Below are 20,733 nucleotides of genomic sequence, written 5' to 3'. Positions count from 1 at the left end.
GTAAACATCTACGCTCCAGACGGAACCCTGCTCGGCCACCACCGACTCGACCCCACCAAGCGATACCAAGGCCGCCTGCGAGAAGCCGCCTAAAATGTCCCACATCTACCCGGACATCCGTGTCCCACATCTAGGTAGACAGCACACACCTCAGGACGTGGCAGATCCTTCAAAGACCGCAGTCGCCGGGCGGGAGGGGCGCTCAGGCGAGGGCCGAGACGATCTGGTCGGCCGCGGCATACGGGTCGATCGTGCCGTCCACGACGGCGGCGGCGAGCTCGTCCACGCCGTTGCCGTGGCGCAGGTCGCCCATCTTGGCGCGCAGCGCCTGGAGCGCGATCGACTCGATCTCGTCGCCGGCACGACGGATGCGGCGCCCACGCAGCGCACCGGACTCCTCCATCCAGGCCGTGTGCTTCTCGATCGCCTCGATGACCTCGTCGACTCCCTGACCCTGCTGCGCAACGGTTTTCAGGACCGGCGGGCGCCACAGGTTGGGCTCGGTGCGATCGCCCAGCGAGATCATGTGGCGGATGTCGCGGACGGTGGCGTCGGCCCCGTCGCGGTCGGCCTTGTTGACGACGAAGATGTCGCCGATCTCGAGGATGCCCGCCTTGGCGGCCTGGATGCCGTCGCCCATGCCGGGTGCCAGCAGCACGATGGTGGTGTCCGCGAGTCCGGCGACTTCCACTTCGGACTGACCCACCCCCACGGTCTCCACGAGGATCACGTCGCACCCGGCAGCGTCCAGGACGCGCAACGCCTGCGGCGTGGTCCACGACAACCCGCCCAGGTGGCCGCGACTGGCCATCGACCGGATGTAGACGTCGGGGTCGAGGGCGTGGTCCTGCATGCGCACTCGGTCACCGAGCAGCGCGCCGCCGGAGAACGGCGAGCTGGGGTCGACGGCGAGGATGCCGATTCGCTTTCCCTGCTTGCGCAGGGCCCCGACGAGCGCGTTGGTGGACGTGGACTTGCCGACGCCCGGGCTGCCGGTGATGCCGATGATGTGCGCCCTGCCGGTGTGGGGCGCGAGCGCGGCCATCACCTCACGCAGGGCCGGGTGGCCGTCCTCGACGAGGGAGATCAGCCGCGCGACGGCACGAGGCGACCCTGCCCTGGCCGATTCGACCAGGGCAGGGACGTCGACGGTGCGGGGGGCCACTCAGGCCTTGGCGTCGGTGGTGGCGTCGGTCTTGGGCACGCGCACGATGAGGGCGTCACCCTGGCCACCTCCACCGCAGAGGGCGGCCGCGCCGACCCCGCCACCGCGACGGCCGAGCTCGAGCGCGAGGTGCAGGGCGATCCGGGCCCCGGACATGCCGATCGGGTGGCCGAGGGCGATGGCGCCACCGTTGACGTTGACCTTGTCCACGTCGATGCCCAGCTCCTTGGCCGAGGCCAGGCCCACGGCGGCGAAGGCCTCGTTGATCTCGACGAGGTCGAGGTCGGCCGGTGTGATGCCCTCGCGCTCGCAGGCCTTGGCGATAGCGCGGGCGGGCTGCTGCTGGAGGGTGGAGTCGGGGCCGGCGACGACGCCGTGGGCGCCGATCTCGGCGATCCAGGACAGCCCCAGCTCTTCGGCCTTCGCCTTGCTCATGACCACGACTGCCGCGGCGCCGTCACTGATCTGGCTGGCGGTGCCGGCCGTGATGGTGCCGTCCTTGGAGAAGGCCGGACGGAGCTTGCCGAGGGTCTCGGTCGTGGTGTCGGCGCGGATGCCCTCGTCGGTCTTGAACTCCAGCGGGTCGCCCTTGCGCTGCGGGATGGAGACCGCGACGACCTCGTCGTCGAACAGTCCGTCCTTCCAGGCGCGCGCCGCCAGCTGGTGGCTGCGGGCAGCGAACTCGTCCTGCTCCTCGCGGGTGAACTCCTGGTCACCGGTGTTCGCCTGCTCGGTGAGCAGCCCCATCGCCTGGTCGGTGAAGGCGTCCCACAGGCCGTCGAACGCCATGTGGTCGCGCATCTGCACGTCGCCGTACTTGAAACCCTCGCGAGACTTCGCGAGCAGGTGGGGGGCGTTGGTCATGGACTCCTGGCCACCCGCGACGACGATGTCGAACTCGCCCGCGCGGATCAGCTGGTCGGCCATGGCGATGGCGTTGATGCCGGACAGGCAGACCTTGTTGATGGTCAGCGCAGGGACCGACATCGGGATGCCGGCCTTGGCGGCAGCCTGGCGGGCGGGAATCTGCCCCGCGCCGGCCTGCAGCACCTGGCCCATGATCACGTAGTCGACCTGGTCGGGGCTCACGCCGGCCTTCTCCAGGGCACCCTTGATGGCGAAGCCACCGAGGTCGGCGCCCGAGAAATCCTTGAGCGAGCCGAGCAGGCGGCCCATGGGGGTGCGGGAACCCGCGACGATGACGGAAACGGGACGATCAGACATGGTGACAAGGCCTCCAGCGCCATTGGGGATTACCTGCGTTCACTCTAATGCGGCGCCGAACGCTCGGGTCCGCCAGGGCAGGTGGTCCTGACCACACTCGGGTATGCCGCGAGGTGGCCCCCCAGCGGATCTCGCCAGCCGTGCGCGAGGCCCGGAGCGCCCCGTCGAACACCTTGTCGCGACGGCGGTAGGGGTCCATCCTTGGATGGGGGCCGGGGCCTCTACCGGGAGCGGCGGCGGACTCAGCCGCACGGCGGCGGACTCAGCCGCACGGCCGATCGTGAGGAGCAGGCAATGGGCGGACGTGCGGTGCGCAGACGGTTCTGGGCCGAGGTGGTGCTCGCGGGGATCGGTGCCGTGCTGGCCGTCGTGACGGCGCTGGTGCCCGACTGGATCGAGCGACTCGGCGGCGAGGGCGGCGACGCAGGCAGCGGCGGGACGGAGCGCGCGATCGCCCTCCTGTTCCTCGCGGCTGCCGTGGTGCTGGGGGTCCTGGCCCGGGTGGAGTGGCGTCGACCGATGGAGCCCGCGCTGGCCAGGGACGGCTCAGGGGGCGACGGGGGCCGATGACCACTAAGCGGCGGGCTGGCTACACCGAAGCCACGCAGGAGGGCCTGGACCCCCTCGCGGGCACCCAGGCGCGCTCCCGCACGAGGCGGGACCGCCCCCGCGAGGACGCCCTGGCGGAAGCCGAGGCGGCAGAGGGCCTGCCTGGCGGCGCCGAGCCGGCCCTCGGCATACCGATCAGCGACCGCGAGCTGGACCAACGCGACCGGCAGCAGTCGGCCAAGCGCAAGAAACCTGGACCCAAGCCGCCTGAGACGCCCCCCGCCGCCCCGGTCGCGCCGCCGCCGTCCGCTCCCCCGCCGACCGACCCCGAGTGAGGGGCGCCCAACCATGGTGACGATCACCGCGAACATCGCGCTGGACGATGCGGCCACCGGCACCCAGACCGGCACGGTCGGCGAGCCCTCGGTCGGCGTGTCCTCCTCAACCCTGTTCGTGACGGGCAACTGGTATGCCACGAGGTCGGCCGACAGCGGTGCGACCTGGTCGCTGCTCAACCCGTTCACCGAGTTCCCCGCCGACCGCGGCCTGTTCTGTTGCGACCAGCTCGTCACGTACCTGCCGACCCAGCGCCTCTGGGTTTGGCTGCTGCAGTACTCGAAATCGGGGCGCAGCAACATTTTTCGCCTTGCCGTCAGCCGGACCGCCGCCTCGGGGACGTGGCGCTGGTGGGACGTCGCGCCGGCCGATCTCGACCCGACCTGGACCGACGTGTGGTTCGACTTCCCCGACCTCGCGGTCAGCACCAAGAACCTGTGGCTGACCTTCAACCACTACGACGGTTCCGACCGGTGGGTGCGGGCCGGAGTCATCCGGTATGCGCGTGCCGACCTGACCCGGACCGGTCCCCTGACTAGGCGGCACTGGTCGACCACCGCGGTCGGCTCGCTGCGCCTGGTCTCCGGAGCGAGTTCCTCGATGTGGTTCGCCGGCAACGACCAGGCGCGCCGGTCCCTCCGGCTCTTCGAGTGGCCGGACGATGCAACGAACGTCAGCGCGTGGACCATCCCGGTCACGCCGTGGAACGACAGCGACTACCGCTCGCTCGGGCCGGACGGCCAGCCGTGGCTCAGCCGATGCGACGACCGGATCACCGGCGCCTGGCGGGCCGGAGGCAGGCTCGGCTTCCTGTGGAGTGCCGGGCGGGGCCCGGGTCGACCGCAGCCCTACATCCGCGGCGTGACGCTGGACGAGCAGTCGCTGGGCGTGGTGGCCGAGCCGGACCTCTGGAGCCAGAACGGCGCCTGGGCCTATCCGGCGGCAGCTCCCAACAAGCGTGGCGGCATCGGTCTCACCGCGTTCTTCGGCGGCCCCACCCAGCCGGCGCACGCCGTCGGCGTCCTCGACCAGCAGGCCAACACGTGGGCCACGAAGACGACGGCGACCTCGACCCACTCGCCGCAGGCCGGGAAGTGGGGCGACTACGTCGCCTGTCGCGCGCACCCGACGCGGACGACCTCGTGGGTCGCCAGCGGCTACACGCTGCAGGGCGGCCAGGACCGCCGCAACATCGAGCCACGCGTCGTCGTCTTCCGCTCCTGACGCCGTCGCTACCTCGCCTTTTGTATGAGGTAGCGCCGCCTCGGGACCCTTTGGGGTGGCGCTAACTCGCCTTTTGCATGAAGTAGCGGCGGGGTGGGGGTGCAGGGGCGTCAGGTGGGACGGTTCTCGATGTGGACGATGCGCGCGGCGGCATAGGGGCAGAACCGCACGAGCTCGGCGACGGTGGTCGGCGGGACGACCGCACCCGGCGCGATGGTGGGTGGCACGAACACCTCGCCGGCACCGATGGAGCCGACGAACGCGAGGAAGAGCACCTGCTGCTTGTTCGGCACGGGGGTGAGGTCGACGTCGATGGACACCGCTCGCGGCATTCGGGCGTCGACTGCCGTCGGCACCGTGCGCCAGGTGATCCCGCCACCACCGGTGGCGAGGTTCCAGCCGGCCGGCACCGGTTGCGCCGTCCCGGCCGCAGCCGCCGTGAGGAACGGCAGGAGCGAGGTCACCGACAGGGCCAGCAGGTCCGACGGCGTCGCCCCCGCGCGCCACAACAGGACGACGAAACCCTGGTTGGCGCGCAGCCCGATGGCATCACGGTGGTGGACGAGGACGTCGACGGTCGACGGCTCGCGGAAGACGGTCCACATGTCGTTGACCACGTTGCGTGGCACGAGGTCCAGCAGGTCCGCCTCGGTCGCCGTCACGGTGGCGGCGCGCGGGGTCTGCCACGGGGCGCGGTAGACCGCCCGCGGATCGGCGGTGTCGGTGGTCACCGTGCCGTCGGCCTTGACGCGCACACCGCCCACCACATCGGCCCAGACCGCCGCGTCGATCTGCGGAACCGCGCTCTTCGCCGGGGCCATCTGGGTGCGGTGCAGCGCCACGAGCCGACCGAGCGCATCGGAGAACTGGCCGTTGGCCACGACGCTGGGATGCAGCCACCTGAAGGCCGTCTGGAAGGTCCACACGTCGTAGGCCGGCGCGTTGAGTGTCGTGATGGCCGGGGCGGGCAGGAAGACCGGGGTGGCCGCGACCGGCCACCTCGGCCGGACGGCGATGTCCGGGCTCGCCCCGAGCGAGGCCGGGAGCGCCGGCGGCGCCGCCAGAGGGTCGGTGTGGACGGTCAGCGGGTTGCGCCGGTCGTCGAACCGGTGCGAACGGATCCACGTCTGCGGCACGGCGTTTCGCGCCAGGTCGACCTCCCACACCCCCCGCGACTGGACGGCCGCCCGGAGCAACCGTGGTGCCGACAGGGCGCCGCCCGGGTCGCGCCAGATGTCGAGGTCCTGCACGGTCGCCTGGGGCAGCCCGTTGACGTAGGGAACCCACGTGTGGGCACCGGTGGTGTTGTTGGTGCGGGTGCCCCGCCAGACGCCGGTGACGGTCCCGGCATACACCGTGTTGCCGGTTGCGTCGCCGGGGTCGACGACGACGGAGAAGACGGGGTCGCGCGGGCCGCTGTTCACCGCCCCGCCGGCGTCCAGCTGACGGCGCAGGGTGGTGCGCTTGAAGCGGTTGTCGGCGTTGTTGAAGAACCAGAGGGTCTCGTCGGGACCGCCGACCACCCCGGTCGTCGCGACGTAGAAGTCCTGGGTGCCTGGCACCGCCGCGACGTCGGTCAGCGTCGTGGTGCGCGGGATCGCGACAGCGGCGCTGGTGATCGACCAGGTCGTCGAGGCCCAGGTCCCCGGCGGGGCCTCGGTGAAACGGACGATGCCACCGGTGTAGAGGACGAGCAACTGGGTCGGCGACACCCACGCGAGGGTGATGATCGTGCCGAGGAGCGGCGCCGTGAGGCCGATCTGCATCTGGGCGGCGTTCGCGGCGCCGTTGAGCCCGGGGCGGCCGTCCGCCGCCACCCCGTTGGGGTAGGGGATGGCCCGCCAGGTGTTCGGTCCGACCCCGACCCCGAGGTCGTCGGTGAGCCAGACCCGATACGTGCCGATCGCGAGCCGCCCGGTGGGCGGGTTGGCGCCGACCGGGGGGACGCGCACCGTCGCGGCCCCCGAGTAGAAGCTGGACCAGTTGTTGGTGCCCTCGCCGCCGATGCCGAACACTCGGCTCGGCTCGCCGGGGTTGCGGGTCATCGGATCGACGAAGGCCGTCGTCGACGTGCAGTACCACCGGGCGAGGTTGAACTGCCGGACCAGGAGGTGCGAGGCGGTCGGGTGGAACGCGACCCCGCCGCCGTCTCCCGTGAACGGCTCGTCCCAGACCGAGTCGCCGATGCGTACCTGGCTGCCGTTGTCCTGGCATCCGGTGGCGACGAGGTGTCCGTTGACCGGGTGGCTGCGGACGAAGACCGGTTGGAGCGAGGCGAGCCCGGTGTTGCAGGCCGCGAACGTGCCGACCCGTCCCGAGCGGTCGGAGACGAAGACGCCACCGTCTGTCGCTGCCCAGACCTGACGGCGCGGCGGTGCGTTGCCCGTGAGGACCAGCCGGTGCACGTCGCCGTGGACGTTGTTGCCGATGGCTCCGGCTGCGGTCGCGCCGTCACCACCGGGCAGGACGGCCGCCGAGGAGACACCCACCGTGGCCTGGAGGACGAACGGCGGTGCCGCCACGCCTGAGGCGGCGACGTCGAAGCAGTAGAGGCTCGCGCCCCAGTCGCCGTCCGCGGGACCGTAGGAGAAGGAGCTGCCACCGAAGTAGACGCGGTGGACCGCCCCGACGGTGTCGACGGCGATGCACTGGTCGTAGTCGCGCTGGGTCCCCCACAGCGTCGCCGGGACCCCTCCGGCTCCGCCCGGGGTGCCGACGTCGTCGGCCGTCGGGGCGGCGACCGTTGCATCGGCCACCCGCCACAGGGCGGGGTTGCCGCCGGTCTCGCTGATCGCATAGACCGTGTTGCCCGTCGCTGCGAGGCTGATGTGGCCGGTGATCGCGACCGGGTTGGTCAGCGGCAGCGGCGTCACCGCGGCGCCGAGGTTGTCGCTGAAGGCAAGACCCTGGCCCGAGACGGCGAGGACCAGTCGCCCGCCGGGCAGCCAGACACCGTCCGAGATGGGCGCGGCCGGAAAGGCCGTGCTCACCGCTGCCAGTGGCTGCCAGAGGTACCCGTCGCGCACCGGGTTGCCACCGCCCGCAGGCAACGACTGCCGCCGGCCGAGGAAGGCGCCGTTGGTCGTGCAGGCGATGACGACGTCCTGGGTGGCGCCGGCGGTGGCCTGACCGGGGGTGCTCGCCGGGCTGCGGAGGAGCTTGAAGATGCCCAGACCCTCCAGGGCGGCGATGCCGGTGTCGGGCTCCCACGGCTCGGCCTGGCCGGGCGGGAAGGTCGGGCCGATCGCCGCCAGGACGCCGACCCCGTCGATCGTCGTCTCGCCCGTCGGCGCGGCCGTCCCCACGGGCAGGAAGTTGGGCTCGCCGGTGCCGACCAGCACGGTGTCCAGCAGCGGCATCGCGTTGAAGTCCACGAGGAGGCAGCCGCACGCCTGGGCGTTGACCGCGCCCCCGCGGATCCTTCGCCGCTCGGACCACCCACCGACCGGCGACCACGTCGCCGCGCCGTCGTCGGTGTACCAGACCCCGCCCTGGGCGGTCGCGGCATACGCTCGCCGCCCTGTCGCGTCCACCGCGATGTCGCGGATCCGGCCGGCGACCCGTGGCCGGTCGACGGCCTGGCCGCGCCGCACGACGGAGGGCCCGATGGGCACCCAGCGGCCTGCGGGGTCCACCGCTGAAGGAAAGGCGAGGGCGGCATCCGCAGCGTGGGGCGCGTCAGGCGCGTCAGGCGCGTCAGCGCGCGCGGCGTCCGCCGCGTGGGAAGCGTCCGCCGCGTGGGAGGCGTCCGGTCCATCGGCGTGCGGCCGGTCGGGAGCCGCCTCCTCACGCGCGGCGAGGACCGACCGCATGGCCTCCTCGAGCGCCACCCGGTCCACCCCCCGGAGCAGCTGTGCCTCCCGGGCCGCGCGGTCGGCGGCGAGGCCGCGCTTGCCCGCGCGACGCGCCTCACGGCGCAGTCCGGCCGCCATCGCCTCGCGCTGCGCCGCGGACCCCAAGGGTGCCCGCCGCTTGCCGGTCACGGGCTGTCCTCCTCGTCGGGCGCCACGCGGATCCAGCCCTCCTGGACCTCGTGCGGCATCTTGGGCAGGTACGCGTTGGTGGTCGAGGCGAGGATCGGGTCGTCCTTCCAGGTGATCGGTCCGGTGCGCCGGGTGAACTGCTGCTTGCCGCCGAGCGAGGCGACGTTGGGCAGCCGGATCTCGGCCGGGTCGACGAGCAGCGGCCCCACGCGCATCGACGGCACCATCGCGGCCAGCCCGGGGCCGACCCAGGTGTCGGCCAGCTCCAGGGCCTTGCGCGGCAGGATGCCCGAGGTGAGGTGCACCTTGCCGGCCGGCAGCATGAGGATCGTCAGGCGCAGGGTCTGGCCGATCCGGATCGTCAGGGTGTCCTCGAGGACGAGATAGCCGTGCTCGATCGGGTCCTGTTCCGGCGTGTCGCCGAGCCTGCCGAGGAACCCGGTCCGTGGCCCGGAGGCCAGGGCCGAGTCGGCCACGACCTTGTCGACGACGTGGAAGCGCGTGTAGTCGTCGTCGACGAAGAAGCCGAGGACGCTGTCGTCACTGCGCCCCAGCTCGCCGATGCGGAACGGGAACGCGTGCGCCTCGAGCGATGCGTATGCCGCCGCGCGCGCGGCCGGCCCGCCGGCCTCGTCGACCTGCACCTCGTCGACGTCGTCGGGCGCGTCCAACCGCAACGTGGCCCGCACGACGGCGACCGGGCGCCCGACCAGCCCGGCGATCGTCGGCGTCCCGATGGCGGCGAACGTGTCGACCGTCCACAGGGTCGAGTCGATGGCGCGCAGCAGGGCCGACAGCGCGCTGCACGACGGCGGGGCCGCCGCCTGCCGGGCCTCGATGTCAGCCTGGACGAGCCCGGCGGCGAACAGGGCTGCGTGCTGCGCGTGGGGCGGGATGTCGGTCAGCGGCCCAGCGTCCGGAGGGATGGGCCGTCCGGGCGCGGGGTCCCAGCGCACCGAACCGGGGCCGTCGTCGACGCTGAAGGAGTCGTGCTCGAGCTGCCCGAGTGGGTGACCGTCGCGGTCGAACACCTCCAGCGCCTCGTCGATGTGGTCGGGCAGCAGGAAGCCGGACACCGGGGTCACGGCGAGCGTGGCCCGGAGCTGGTCGACGTAGGCCTCGGGGGCGTCGGCGGGATCCTGGTCGAGCGGGTAGGCCGGGTCGACGAGCCGGAGCAGCCACCGGGCGCTGTTCTGGATCCGAGGGGGCAACAGGACGCCGGTCGGTTCCGTGGGCAGCTCCTGGGTGCTCGTCCGGGCGAGCCCGGTCAGGGGGACGTCGACCACCCGGCCGAAGGCGTCGACCAGCCGCAGGTCCAGCACCGAGAGCGCGCCACCGAAGAGCGGCACCGGCAGGCCCGTCGCACGCGGCCGGTTGACCCCGTCGGTCCCCCGGACCCGTTGGACGAACCCCTCGTACGCGATCCCGAGCAGCTGCTCCCGGATGCCGTCGAAGGAGGCCGAGCACAGGTCCAGCGGCCGGACCAGGTTGGCCACGGCGGCCAGGACGCTCTCGTCCGGGTCAGGGATCAGGGACTGGCTCGGCGAGGCCAGGTCACGCGCGTTCTCCAGCTCGAGCCACTTGGCCATGGCCGTCGTGAGCGACTCCCCGACCCCAGTGGTCAGCGGGCTGCGTCCGGTCAGGGTCCGCGTTGCGCCGACGACGGGATCGGTGCGGCGCAGGTCGCCGTCCACCAATGACCACCCGGCCAGGTCCTCGGTGCCGGTCAGCTCGACCCGCCACTCGAGCCAGAGGGGAGCCCACGGCTGGCGCCACGTCGTGATGGCGATCGGGCTCGGCGGGCTCCAGGCCACGAGGGAGAACCGCGACAGCTCGGCAGCGACCTGGACGGTCGTGACCTCCTCGAGCTGTGAGTAGCCCGACCAGGAGTCCTGGGCCGCCGCCCGCGGCATCCGGGCGCGCGCGGCCTCTGCGACCAGACCGGTGCCGGACCCGTCATACGAAGCCGTCGTGCCGTAGAGCCGCAGCATCTCGGCGGTCAGACGCGCCTCGATCGCCCGCACCTCTGCCCCCTTGCGCCCGGAGGACGCCGCCAGCCAGCCGACCGAGTAGCCGTCGAAGATGATCGCCTCGCGGACCACTCGGGTGACCTCGCTGGGCACGGCTCCACTGCCGAGGGTCGGCAGGACCGAGCGCCCGTCGACCGTGCCGTCGATCGACGGCGACACCTCGCCCGGGAAGCGGCAGCGCAGCAGCCCCTGATCGTCGAACATCCCGTCTCCGTGGTGCCGCGCCGAGGGGTGGGCCCCGCGCAGACCCACCATGAGGGGGGCTGGACGGAAGACCCGGGGCGCGGCGCGGACGACGTCGCGACTTGCGGGAGGCGGGGTGCTGGTGCCGCCCTTGCGCGTTCCCGCTCCCGGGTCGTCGCGCTCGCCTCGCTCCTCGCTGCGGGCCTCGTCGCGCGCCGTGGCGTGCTTGCCGCTGGTCATCGGGGAGACGCCGCGCCAGCCGACCTTGGTGCCCTTGGGCACCCCGGACCCCTTGGCCGGCTGGTGAGCGGCCCGGCCCTTGCGACCCACGGCCAGGGGGCCGAAGGGTGTCGAGTCCTCGGTCCGCAGCCGGTCCGCCTTCGCCCCCGCGACGGCGCGCCCGGGCAGCGCCCAGAAGCCGTTGCCGTGTTCCTGGTCGGCGAGGTCGGAGAGCCCGTCCGGTGTGCCGATCCGCCCGAGCAGGTCACCGGTAAAGGCCGCGCACAGCCGTTCCGCGCTCAGGCGCTTCGCCGGGTCGATCCCCAGGGCGGGCGCCGCGAAAGCCGACACGATGTCATCGATGTCCGTGCCCAGGCTCGCCGCGAGGGTCGAGGGGTCCGGCCGGTCGTCGGCACCGCCGGCCGTGCCGTCGACGGGCACGCCGATAACCGAGCCGTGCAGCATCGTGTGGTAGCGCGTGGCGCCGATCCCCACGGTCACCCCCGCCACGTCGGCGACGGGCATCGCGACCTCGGGGGCGACCGAGCTGTAGGTCGTCGTCGACTTCGCGTAGGGGGTCTGCATCGTCGTGGGTGCGTAGGTCCGGGGCGACTTCAGCCCCGCGTACTGCTCGAGCTTGGCGGTCCGGGGGTCCTCGGCGTACTCCACGGCGTCCTCGCCGTCGGGGCTGACCCACCACCGCAGCTCGGCGAGCCGTGCCCGCACGCTGGTCTCCCCGCGTGACCCGGCGAGCGGGTCCGCGGCCGAGTCGGTCCACCAGCCGGCGACGGTGTAGCTGGCCTTGCCCCGGTGGAAGCCGTGCGGGGCCACCTCGGCACCCGGCAGGTCGACGAGCGGGTCGTGGAGGGCGAACCGGTTGATCGCACCCAGGTAGGTCGCCGTCCACATCAGGCTGCCGCGGGCCCCGCCGTCGAGCACCTCCATCGGCACCCCGCCGTCGAGCGGCAACGCGCCGGGCGGGACGGTCCCGGCATACGTGGACAGCGGCGTGACGCCGCCGGTGACGGCATCCAGGACCCAGCCCGAGGCGTATGCCGCCCGCGCACCTTCTGGCAGCAGCGTGCGGACCACGACCCACCGGTCAGGAAGCCGGGGCAGCTTGACCTTCTTGGTGACCGGGTCGTTCTCGCCGCGCAGCAACGCGTCCGGCAGCGCCCAGTGGAGGTGCACCCCGCCCGGCCGGGCCGCGCCCGGGTCGAAGGGCGCCGGGTCCCCGTCGACACCGGCGACATCGACGCACGGCTCGGTTCCGCCGACCGGCACGACGTAGGCCTGGACGTCGACGGGCACGAGGATCCGCTTCTCGCGGACGAGGTACTTGTCCCACGTCTTCCAGGTGGCGAGGTCGACGTCGGCTCGCGCAAGGGCGGCGAAGCGGTCGGTGTAGACGCTCTTGGCGAGGCGCTCTGGGGTCAGGTCGAAGCCGGCCATCACACGCCTCCGAGCTTGAACGTGTCGTTGACCTGTTTGGTATACACGACGGAGGCCTTGAAGACCGTGCCGAGGCTCACGCCGCGAGGGTCCCCGAAGACCTGCCGGTAGGGAAAGCGGAGCAGCTGCAGGGCATACTCCGCGGCGTCGAGGCTGCCTCCCACGTGGGTCGCCGTCAGGTTGACGAGGTCCTTCTGCACCTGCTGGATGTCGATGACTCCCGTGGCGCCCTCGGTGGCGCGGAAGGGCACGTCGAGGATGACCGGGGCACCGCCCGGCTTCTCGAGGTCCGCGAAGGTGTTGACGTCGCGAGGGATGTAGCTGAACGACCCGCCGACCTCGCCGGGGTCGAAGCCGAACTGGACGCCCTGCCGCGGCTCCTCGACGTGGACGACCGAGGGAATGCCGTCGAAGAGGCAGAACAGCACTGCGGGAGCCAGTCGCTCGAGCCGCAGCAGCCGCATCCGGTTGGGGTCGTCCTCGGGGACGAAGCGGTTGTCGGCCTCGTCGATCGGGTCGAGCGTCATCGCCCGGACGTGCAGGCCCGGCCACCCCGAGACGGCCTGGGAGCGCAGCAGGAAGCCACTGACCGCGTCGACCGCACCGCCGTACCGTGGCTGACCCGGGTGCCGCCGCGCGTTGCGCTCCTCCTGGTCCAGCTCGGTGCGGATCGCGTCGTAGGCGGCGGTGAGCTGAGTGCGGTCATCGCTGTTGACGGTGCCGACCGACAGCGCTCCCATGACCAGGGCGTCGGTCCAGCGACGGTCGAGGTAGAACCACCGGATCGACTCCGGCGGCAGCAGCTCGCTGTCGGCGACGAGGTTGGCGAACGGCACCCCCTCCAGGAGCCGGAGCCGGACCAGCCAGGCGCGCAGCGCAGCAGGGATGGACGAGTCTGCATCGTCGTCCTCGACCGTCGTGGGGACGGCGATCGCCTCGCTCAGCCGCAGCGGCAGGTCGAGGACCATCGTGGGCACGTCGAGCTTCACGGTTCCTCCGTCCGGTCGTGCGGGGCACGGTCGTGCAGGGCCCTGTCGAGCGGGTCCTCACCCTCGTCCTGGGGTGCGCCGTGGGGGATCACGGGAACGCCGCCGATGATGCCGCCGGGCACTCCCGGGGTGCCGGCGAGCCCGGCCGCCATCCCGGGTCCGGTCATGATCTGGGTGGACAGGGCGCCGGCGACGAACTGCGAGACGGTGCGCTCGTGAGCGGTGCGCAGGGCCGAGGTGAGCGCCGCGTTCGCGGCCGGGCGGGTGAGGTCGGAGAGCGGCATCCGCGGCACCTCGGTCTCCCGCAGGGTGTGCAGGAGCGCAGGGAGGTCCACGTCGGCAGCGAGGTCGAGGCCGAAGTGCTGGAGCACCGTGGCCAGTCCCTCGCCTGCGAGCTCCATCGGAGCGCCCGGCGTGACCAGCTGGCGCGGCGGCCCGATGACGGCACCGGGGGCGGACGCTGCGGCTCCGGCGAAGGCGCGGGACAGCATGATCCCCAGGCTCGGCGCCGCGTTCATCACGACACCGGTGATGCCCAGGCCGGCGATCACCCCGTCCCAGATCGCGTGCCCGCGCGCCACCTGGTAGTCGCGTTGGCGCCACTCCAGCAGCGCGGCGACCATCGAGGGCTGGCTCAGCGCGAGCAGCCTGCCGATCTCGAACGCCGCAGCGAGCGACAGGTCCTCGCGGCCGTCGGGGATGACCGACCGCAGCTGGTCACCGGTGTGGGCGAGCGGCAGGCGCGGGCTGGCGAGGTCGGCCGGGTGTGGGAGCAGCGGTCCCCGGTACCACGCGCGGACCAGGTCACCGCGTCGTGTGCGTTGGTCGAGGCCGACGTGACCGGTCTCGGTGACCTCGAGGGGAGCCCGGCCCTCCGGCTCCTTGGGGGTGACTCCTCGAGTGCCGAGCAGCCCGTTGTCGACGTGCTTCATGAGCTGCTCGAAGGTCGCTTTGCCGACCGAGGTGAAGCTCCACCGCAGCAGCACCGGGAAGCGCAGCACCGGGTCGAGCGCCAGGATGATGTGGTCCGAGACGGCCGAGACGAACACGTCCTTGGAGATCTCCGAGCCCGCCTTGCCGGCCACCCACGACGTGGACCCCGTGTAGGCCTTGGTCGTCGTCTCGGGGCTCACCGTCGCGGCGTAGTGGGTGGCGACCTGGGCGGCCCGGGGCGCCGGTCCCGCGGCGGGACCCCCCAGGTTCGCCGGGTCCGCCGGGTCCGCGGCCGGGCCGACAGCGTCATCGATGGCTTCACCATGGGCGGGGAGCCCGACCTTCGTCGCGCTCGTCGTCATCCCCATGAGCTTCTGGTCGTAGGCCGCTTGGGTGTACTGGTAGTAGCCGGTCTCCAGGACCAGGTGGTCGGTGAAGAGACGGTGCGGCGGCGCCTGCGGCAGCAGCTGGTCGAACTGGCCCTCGAGGTTGACCAGGCACGCGTTGTACTTGACCGGCACCTCCTTGCCCTCGGAGTCCGTCACGGCCAGGGGCAGCCGGTTGGCGATCACGACCGCGAGGAAGCCGTCGTCGTCGCCCATCATCAGCTCGGTGTCGTCGAGGTCGACCTGGCGTCCGTGGACGAGCAGCGGCACGTCCTTCTGGGTCGGCATGATCGTGTCCACCATCGACTTGCGGATCACCAGGCACGAGCCCTTGGCGACGTCCGGCGCCCCGGGGAGGCTGACGCCCGAGGTGACGCACTGGGCGACGTCGACGTTGGTGAGCACCTCGGCCTCACCCTCGGCGAAGACCACGAGAGCCAGCCACGGAGTGCCGGCCGGCGCACCCGCGACCGCCCGCTCCCAGGGCAGCGTGCGGCGCTTGATGACGACCTGCGGCAGCCGGGAGCCGTAGGCGCCCTCGGTGCTGGCGGGCGGGTAGGTCGACAGGGCCTGGTCGGGCGGCAGGAGGTAGCGCGGCGAGGTCACGGTGACGTGGGTGTCGAGCCGGGCGACGGGCAGGTCGCCCGCGCCGAGGGCCCCGTCCTTGCCGACCGCCGCGAGGTTCTGGTTGGTCGTGAACTTGTAGTTGCCCGCAGTGAGGGCCGGCGAGAACTTCGTGTAGAGCTGGAAGTGGCCCGGTTGCATCGTCATGGCTTGGCCTTCTTCCGTGCGCGGGACTGTGCAGCCGCCCGAGGTCGCCTCGGCCCGCCGGAACGCGCCTGGCCGGGGGCCGCCCAGGTGACCTGGCACCCCGGACCCGCCACGGCGAGCACCTTGGCGGTGGCGGCCGACAGACCGCGGGCAGCCAGGACCGCCGCAAGCTCCTCCGGTGCCAGGTCGGAGCCGACGACGCCGGAGACGACCCAGGCCGAACCCGCCGTGACCACCACGGACATCGACGTGGCGTCCTTCTCGGGCACGACGGCATACACGAGCACGCTGGTCGAGCCGAGGGAGACCGCCTGGGGTGGGCGCTCGACCCCGGCGCGGTCGGTCGCCACGTGCCCACCGACGAGGCGCAGCTCGGTCGGGTCGAGGGTCGTGGGGCTCGTGCCGGTGAGCGCGACCGCGACGGTGTGCACGGGGCGGCTGAAGCGGGTGGTCACCTCGGGCGCCTCCTGGGCGACGGAACCTGCGCTGTCCCACTGGAGCAGCCCCGTGCCACCACTGGCGGCGGAGGACACGACACAGCCTGCGGCGAGCGCGGTCTGGCTGCCCAGGCGTGCCACGCGGGTCCCCTCGTGCCAGCCCGACAGCCCGTCGGACGCATCGGCGTCGCCGTCGGCGTGGAGGCCGATGTGCGTGGCGCCTGCCGGAACCGCGACGGTCGTGTCGACGACGTCGTCGTCGAACAGCACACTGCGTCCCTGCAGGACGGTGACCCGGGCCTTGCCGGTGACCGTCAGGCGCGGACGCCGGGAGTCGTCGACGTCGAAGGCGGCGTCGGGGCACTGGAGCGCGACGACGTCGCCGCTGCGCAGGATGGTCGCCGCCGCGTCCGCACGAGCCGCGGACCGGCGGCCACGGGCCGAGGCGCGCGGCGCCTCGGTGCGAAGCCCACCGACGAGGGACTGGAGGCCGGGGGTGCCGAGCGGGCCCGCGGCATACGAACGCATGGACCCGACGGAATCGGTGCGAGGCACGGACCCCGAGGCGAGCACAGTGCCACGGGCCGGGACGGACGGCGGCGCTCCGAGGGTCAGCGAGACGGGCAGGTGCAGGGCCATCCGCCCGTGGACCGATTCGATCGACGGGGCCGGGCGGCGCTTGAGCCGGCCGTCGGCGACGGTGGTGCCGGTGGCGCGGATCACGGCCCCGACGCCGGAGGTCAGGTGCCCTGCGACGAACGGGCTCCGCGGGTCGCGCTGCGCGGGTGCAGTCGGTGGCCCGAGCTCTGTCTTGACCCCCTTGTCGACGTTGGCCGGGGCCAGACCGTCGGTCAGCGTGCCGAACATCGGTGGTGCGGTGTGGTCCAGCCGGTATGCCGCGCGGGCCACCGCGCTGTGCCCGCCACGCGGCAGGCCGCCCCGCTCGGTGAACAGGCGTGCGGCGGCCAAGGCGAGGGCGTCGTCGGCCGACGCGATCGCCTTGACGGGCCCGTCGTCCAGGGCCTTGGCGACGTTGAGGAACTGCTTGCGGTCGGTGCCCTTGGCGGTGAGCGGCAGGGGGCGGCGGTCCTCGGGCCGTGCCTTGACCTGGCGGTAGTCGATCTGGGGGCCGACGGCGGCGCCCTCGATGCCCGCGACCAGGACGACGAGCTTGCCGGCCTGGACGACTTCACCCTGCGGGAGCGGCTTGTTGGGCACGTCGGCACCCGGCGGCCCCCACACCCCGACCGGGTAGAAGTCGTTGCCCGACCGCGGGCTGGTGAGGCTGGAGTTGAAGCCCGTGACGAGCTTGCTCAGGCGCGCGTCGGGGGTGGCGACCCCGGTCGCCGGGTCGAGCGCAAACAGCTGCACGGCGACCGTGGAGGTCAGGTCGTGGGCCTGCATCGGCGACAGGCCGAGCCGCGTGGACTGGCCGGCCCGGAGGATGGGGACCTGGAAAGTGGTGGCACCAAAGGAGAATGCAGTCGCCGGTGCACTCGTCGTGATGGTCAGCTCGAACTCGGCGAACACCCGGAACGGCAGAGCCGGGGTGCCGTCGGAGGAGGGCGCGCCCGTCTGGCCCCCGGCTGCAGTGGGCAGCGTGCCCTTGCCGGTGATGGCCGACAGGGTGCGGGCGGAGCTGCCCGAGGCCTCGAGGTACTTCGCGACGAACGCCGTCCACGGCATGGGCGGCGGCAGCGCCTTCGAGCCACCGAACTCGACGGGGACCGTGCACGGCCCGATCTCGAACTCGGCGCGCCCGGCGAAGTCCGGTCCCCACACCTTGATGCTCGCACCGAGCGTGATGCTGAAGCTGATCGTCCCGAACCAGCCGAGGTCGATGTGGATGCCGGCCGAGATGCGGGCGTAGGCACTGACCTCGAACCAGAACGGGTCGAAGTAGACAATGCCGTCGGCGCCGAACTCCACCCGCGCCCAGACCCACCCGAGGTCGAGCGAGACGACGACCTTGATGCCGGCCATCAGCGCCTCGGACGTCAGCGCGAAGTAGGACTCGCCCTTGATGACGAGCACGCTGCTGATCTGCCAGACGATCCCCAGCCGCGGCACCACGGGGTAGCCGTCGCGGTGGAAGCTGGGGTGGTAGCCGCCCATCGTCACGACGAACTGCCCGGCCAGCGGCCCCTTCCACCACAGGGCGAACGCGAAGCCGCCGGTGAGCCGGACATCGCGGTAGAGCAGCCAGGAGTTGTCGGTGAGCTGGGCCTTCATGAGGAAGACGCCCTCGCTCGTCGAGAAGTGCACGAGCAGGGCCAGCTCGATGGAGACGATGGCCGCCTGCGGCCGCGGCAGGGCCATCCGGGCCAGTCCCAGCAGGTCGATCGTCAACCCGTTGCCGAAGGACACGGCGACGACCGCGACGCCGTCGATGAGGCTGAAGCAGGTGAAGGAGATGCCGGCCGCGAACCAGAAGTTGCCCATCTGGTGCGGGAAGTAGATCGACAGGCGGTGCAGCTCGTCCATCGGGTTGGCCGGTGGCGTGGCACCCGGGTCGAGCGCGCGGATGAAGGGGAACTCGCCGAAGCGCGAGATGTCCTGCGGGATGACCAGCCCGCGGTTGATGCCCAGGCCGCCGCCGAGTCCGGTGAGGAAGAAGGCCGGCGGACCGCCGATCGGCCCGTTGATGGCACCGAAGATGAAGAAGCTCGCGTGGCCGTGGCCGTCGTCGGAGTAGCCGCCGAAGACCGACAGCCCGTAGGCCGCGAACCGCCCCATGAGCATGCCGACGTAGGACGTCGTGTCGCCGTCCACGGTCTTGAGCAGGCCGCCCGCGATGGCCAGGCCCGAGAAGTCGGCGGAGACGGCCAAGCCCATCAGGTCGACCGACCAGCTGGAGATCGACAGGACGTTGCCGCCGTGCCAGGTGATCGACAGCCGGTCCACGGCCGCGGTCAGGCCGAAGATGGACAGCTGGCCGGAGAACAGCAGCGAGATCTCGGTGACCTTGCCACCTGACTCGACGACGCCCAGCCCGATCCGGTCGACGTACAGCGGGCCGAGCTGTCGCTGGATGACCAGCCACCACGGCCCGGGCGGCTCGCCGGCGCGCAGCCCGACCTTGACCTGCTGGCCGGGTCCGGGTTGTCGTTGGACCGACAGGGCGGGACTGAAGTTGGGGCGGTTGTTCTGGCTGGCGGACCCGACGTCGTTCATGATGTTGTTCGCCACGCCGTTGTCGCCACCGCCACCGGGGGCGACCGCGAGCCCGACCAGCTCGATCTGGGCCCCGCCGCCGACGCCGTCCGGGTTGACCGCGGCATAGATCGACAGGCCGATGCCGTCCAGCGCGATCGAGCCCAGCTCGAGGAGCGGACCCGCGGGCTTGGTGATCCGGACGCCGACGCCCGCCACTGTAAAGGCCGGGGAGATCACGAGGTCGTCGACGTTCGTGCCCTTGAGGACGAAGATCGACAGACCGGGCAGGACGTCGTCGTCGATCCAGGACGCGTCGGCCCGCAGGACGACGTTGACGCCGGAGGTCGGGAAGGCGAAGTCGCCCACCGGCGTCACGTTGAGCCCGATCTGCTTCTGCCCGCCGCCGAGGTCCTCGCTCGCGAGCGAGATCTTGACGGCCCCGTCGATGGTCACGCCGAGCGGACGCACCGGATTGACGCCGTGGGCGGGGTCGGTGGCGCAGTTCCACAGCAGCACCTGGAGGCGGTGGAGCAGCCGCTCCGGGTGCTCGAAGTCGCCGAAGAGGGTGGTGTCGATCTGGCGTCCGCCGCCGGTGAAGACGACGCCTTGGAGCATGCCGGTGGCCCGGTCGGTGACGACGGTGCCGAGCTGCTCGGTGAGCACGCTGGCGGCGAGGTCGAGCGCGACCCCGAGGACCCGCGGCGCCACGCCTGCCGGGGTCAGGTCGGCGCCGGTCTCGACGCCGGCGACGCGGGTCACCGCAGCCACGTCGACGCCGGTCGGCCCGAAGCGGACCTCGACCGACTGCGCCCCGGCGGCGTCGAGGCCGACGCCGACGCCGACGAGTGGGACGAAGCCGTCCTCGGCGGTGAAGCCGGCCCGGATGACGGCGATCGGCCGGAGCACCACCGGCCCGGCCGGAATGGAGAACGGTCCCGCGCGCAGGACGACGCGCACGCCCTGCGGCGAGAGGGTGAGGCCCTCGAGGGCGATGTGGCCGATGAGGTTGGCGCCGCTGTCGCGCAGCGCCACGTCCCCGCCGATCGTCAGCGAGGGCGTCGTGGAGTCGAGGTCGAGGTGGATCTGCGTGACCGTCCCGAACGTGATCCGCCGGACGCCCAGGGCGACCGGGTCGACCCGGACCAGCGTGCCGGTCGGGTCCAGTGCTTGGGCCAGCGCCGACAGGCCGGAGGTGACCACACCGGCCAGGTGCCCTTCGAGGTATGCCGCGGGGCTGGGGCTGACAAAGGCCTCGATCCGCCCGTCGGTGAACTGGTCGGCCACGAGCAGGTCCAGCCCGGAGCCGAGCTCGTGCAGCGCCCTGGCGACCGCCCGCAGCGGCGTGGCCGCCCCGTCGTTGCGGTGGCCGAGGACCTCGTTCAGGGCGACCCGGACGGCTGACTGGGCGGCTGCTCCGATGACGTCGGCCAGGCCCGCGCCCGCGGGATAGAGCCGGATCGGCGTGCCCGGCGCACTCCGCACGAAGTCGAGGGTCACGGTCGGGGCGACCTGCAGCCGCAGCCCCGGACCGTCGACGAGCACCTCGGCGTCGAGCAGGGGGGCGACGACACCGGCCGCCGTGATCGACAGGCCTCCGGTCACCGAGACCGTCACCGTCCTGCCCCCGACGTCGGGGGCCAGCGCGAGCTCGGCGGACAGGTCGAGCCGGCCCGCGGCGACGGCATACGAGATGGTC

General features: G+C 72.4%; 10 protein-coding genes. 3 read left to right on the top strand and 7 right to left on the bottom strand.

Annotated elements, in window-relative coordinates:
- Nucleotides 1-202: 202 nt before the first annotated feature.
- Both meaB and AC1DYG_RS18400 read right to left on the bottom strand, forming a co-directional pair.
- Nucleotides 203-1,165 carry a methylmalonyl Co-A mutase-associated GTPase MeaB gene (meaB, locus tag AC1DYG_RS18405; RefSeq protein ID WP_477641317.1) on the bottom strand — a complete coding sequence of 321 codons (963 nt, stop codon included), beginning with the start codon at nt 1,163-1,165 and terminating at the stop codon, nt 203-205.
- The gene (locus AC1DYG_RS18400) at nt 1,166-2,389 is read right to left on the bottom strand and encodes an acetyl-CoA C-acetyltransferase (RefSeq protein ID WP_477641316.1); all 1,224 of its coding nucleotides are present in this window, start codon (nt 2,387-2,389) and stop codon (nt 1,166-1,168) included.
- A 294-nt stretch (nt 2,390-2,683) separates the two neighbouring features.
- Between AC1DYG_RS18400 and AC1DYG_RS18395 the strand changes: the two genes are divergently transcribed.
- From AC1DYG_RS18395 to AC1DYG_RS18385, 3 genes are read left to right on the top strand one after another with little or no spacing between them, the layout of a single operon-like run.
- Nucleotides 2,684-2,959, top strand: coding sequence for a hypothetical protein (locus tag AC1DYG_RS18395; protein ID WP_477641315.1), 276 nt, complete (start codon nt 2,684-2,686; stop codon nt 2,957-2,959).
- A complete protein-coding gene (locus tag AC1DYG_RS18390) occupies nt 2,956-3,273 on the top strand; it encodes a hypothetical protein (RefSeq protein ID WP_477641314.1) in 318 nt (105 codons plus the stop codon). The genes AC1DYG_RS18395 and AC1DYG_RS18390 overlap by 4 nt, the downstream gene beginning before the upstream one ends.
- Nucleotides 3,274-3,286: 13 nt before the next feature.
- Nucleotides 3,287-4,498: a hypothetical protein gene (locus AC1DYG_RS18385; RefSeq protein ID WP_477641313.1), complete on the top strand. Its 1,212-nt coding sequence runs from the start codon at nt 3,287-3,289 to the stop codon at nt 4,496-4,498.
- 110 nt (nt 4,499-4,608) lie between these two features.
- Here AC1DYG_RS18385 and AC1DYG_RS18380 read toward each other — a convergent pair whose 3' ends face one another.
- The 5 genes from AC1DYG_RS18380 to AC1DYG_RS18360 all read right to left on the bottom strand — a co-directional run.
- Entirely contained in the window at nt 4,609-8,481 is a 3,873-nt protein-coding gene (locus AC1DYG_RS18380; protein ID WP_477641312.1) for a hypothetical protein, read from the bottom strand.
- Nucleotides 8,478-12,365 carry a hypothetical protein gene (locus AC1DYG_RS18375; protein WP_477641311.1) on the bottom strand — a complete coding sequence of 1,296 codons (3,888 nt, stop codon included), beginning with the start codon at nt 12,363-12,365 and terminating at the stop codon, nt 8,478-8,480. Before AC1DYG_RS18375 ends, AC1DYG_RS18380 begins: the two co-directional genes overlap by 4 nt.
- Nucleotides 12,365-13,354, bottom strand: a complete 990-nt coding sequence (locus AC1DYG_RS18370) for a hypothetical protein (RefSeq protein ID WP_477641310.1) — start codon at nt 13,352-13,354, stop codon at nt 12,365-12,367. Before AC1DYG_RS18370 ends, AC1DYG_RS18375 begins: the two co-directional genes overlap by 1 nt.
- Nucleotides 13,351-15,444 (bottom strand): hypothetical protein, encoded by a 2,094-nt coding sequence (locus tag AC1DYG_RS18365; RefSeq protein ID WP_477641309.1) that lies wholly within the window; start codon nt 15,442-15,444, stop codon nt 13,351-13,353. The genes AC1DYG_RS18370 and AC1DYG_RS18365 overlap by 4 nt, the downstream gene beginning before the upstream one ends.
- Nucleotides 15,441-20,733: DUF6603 domain-containing protein (locus AC1DYG_RS18360; protein WP_477641308.1), on the bottom strand; the 5,293-nt coding region annotated here is incomplete at its 5' end. The genes AC1DYG_RS18365 and AC1DYG_RS18360, both read right to left, overlap by 4 nt.

The organism is Pedococcus sp. P1_H8, assembly GCF_056405175.1.
This window is presented reverse-complemented; position numbering and strand designations above follow the sequence as displayed.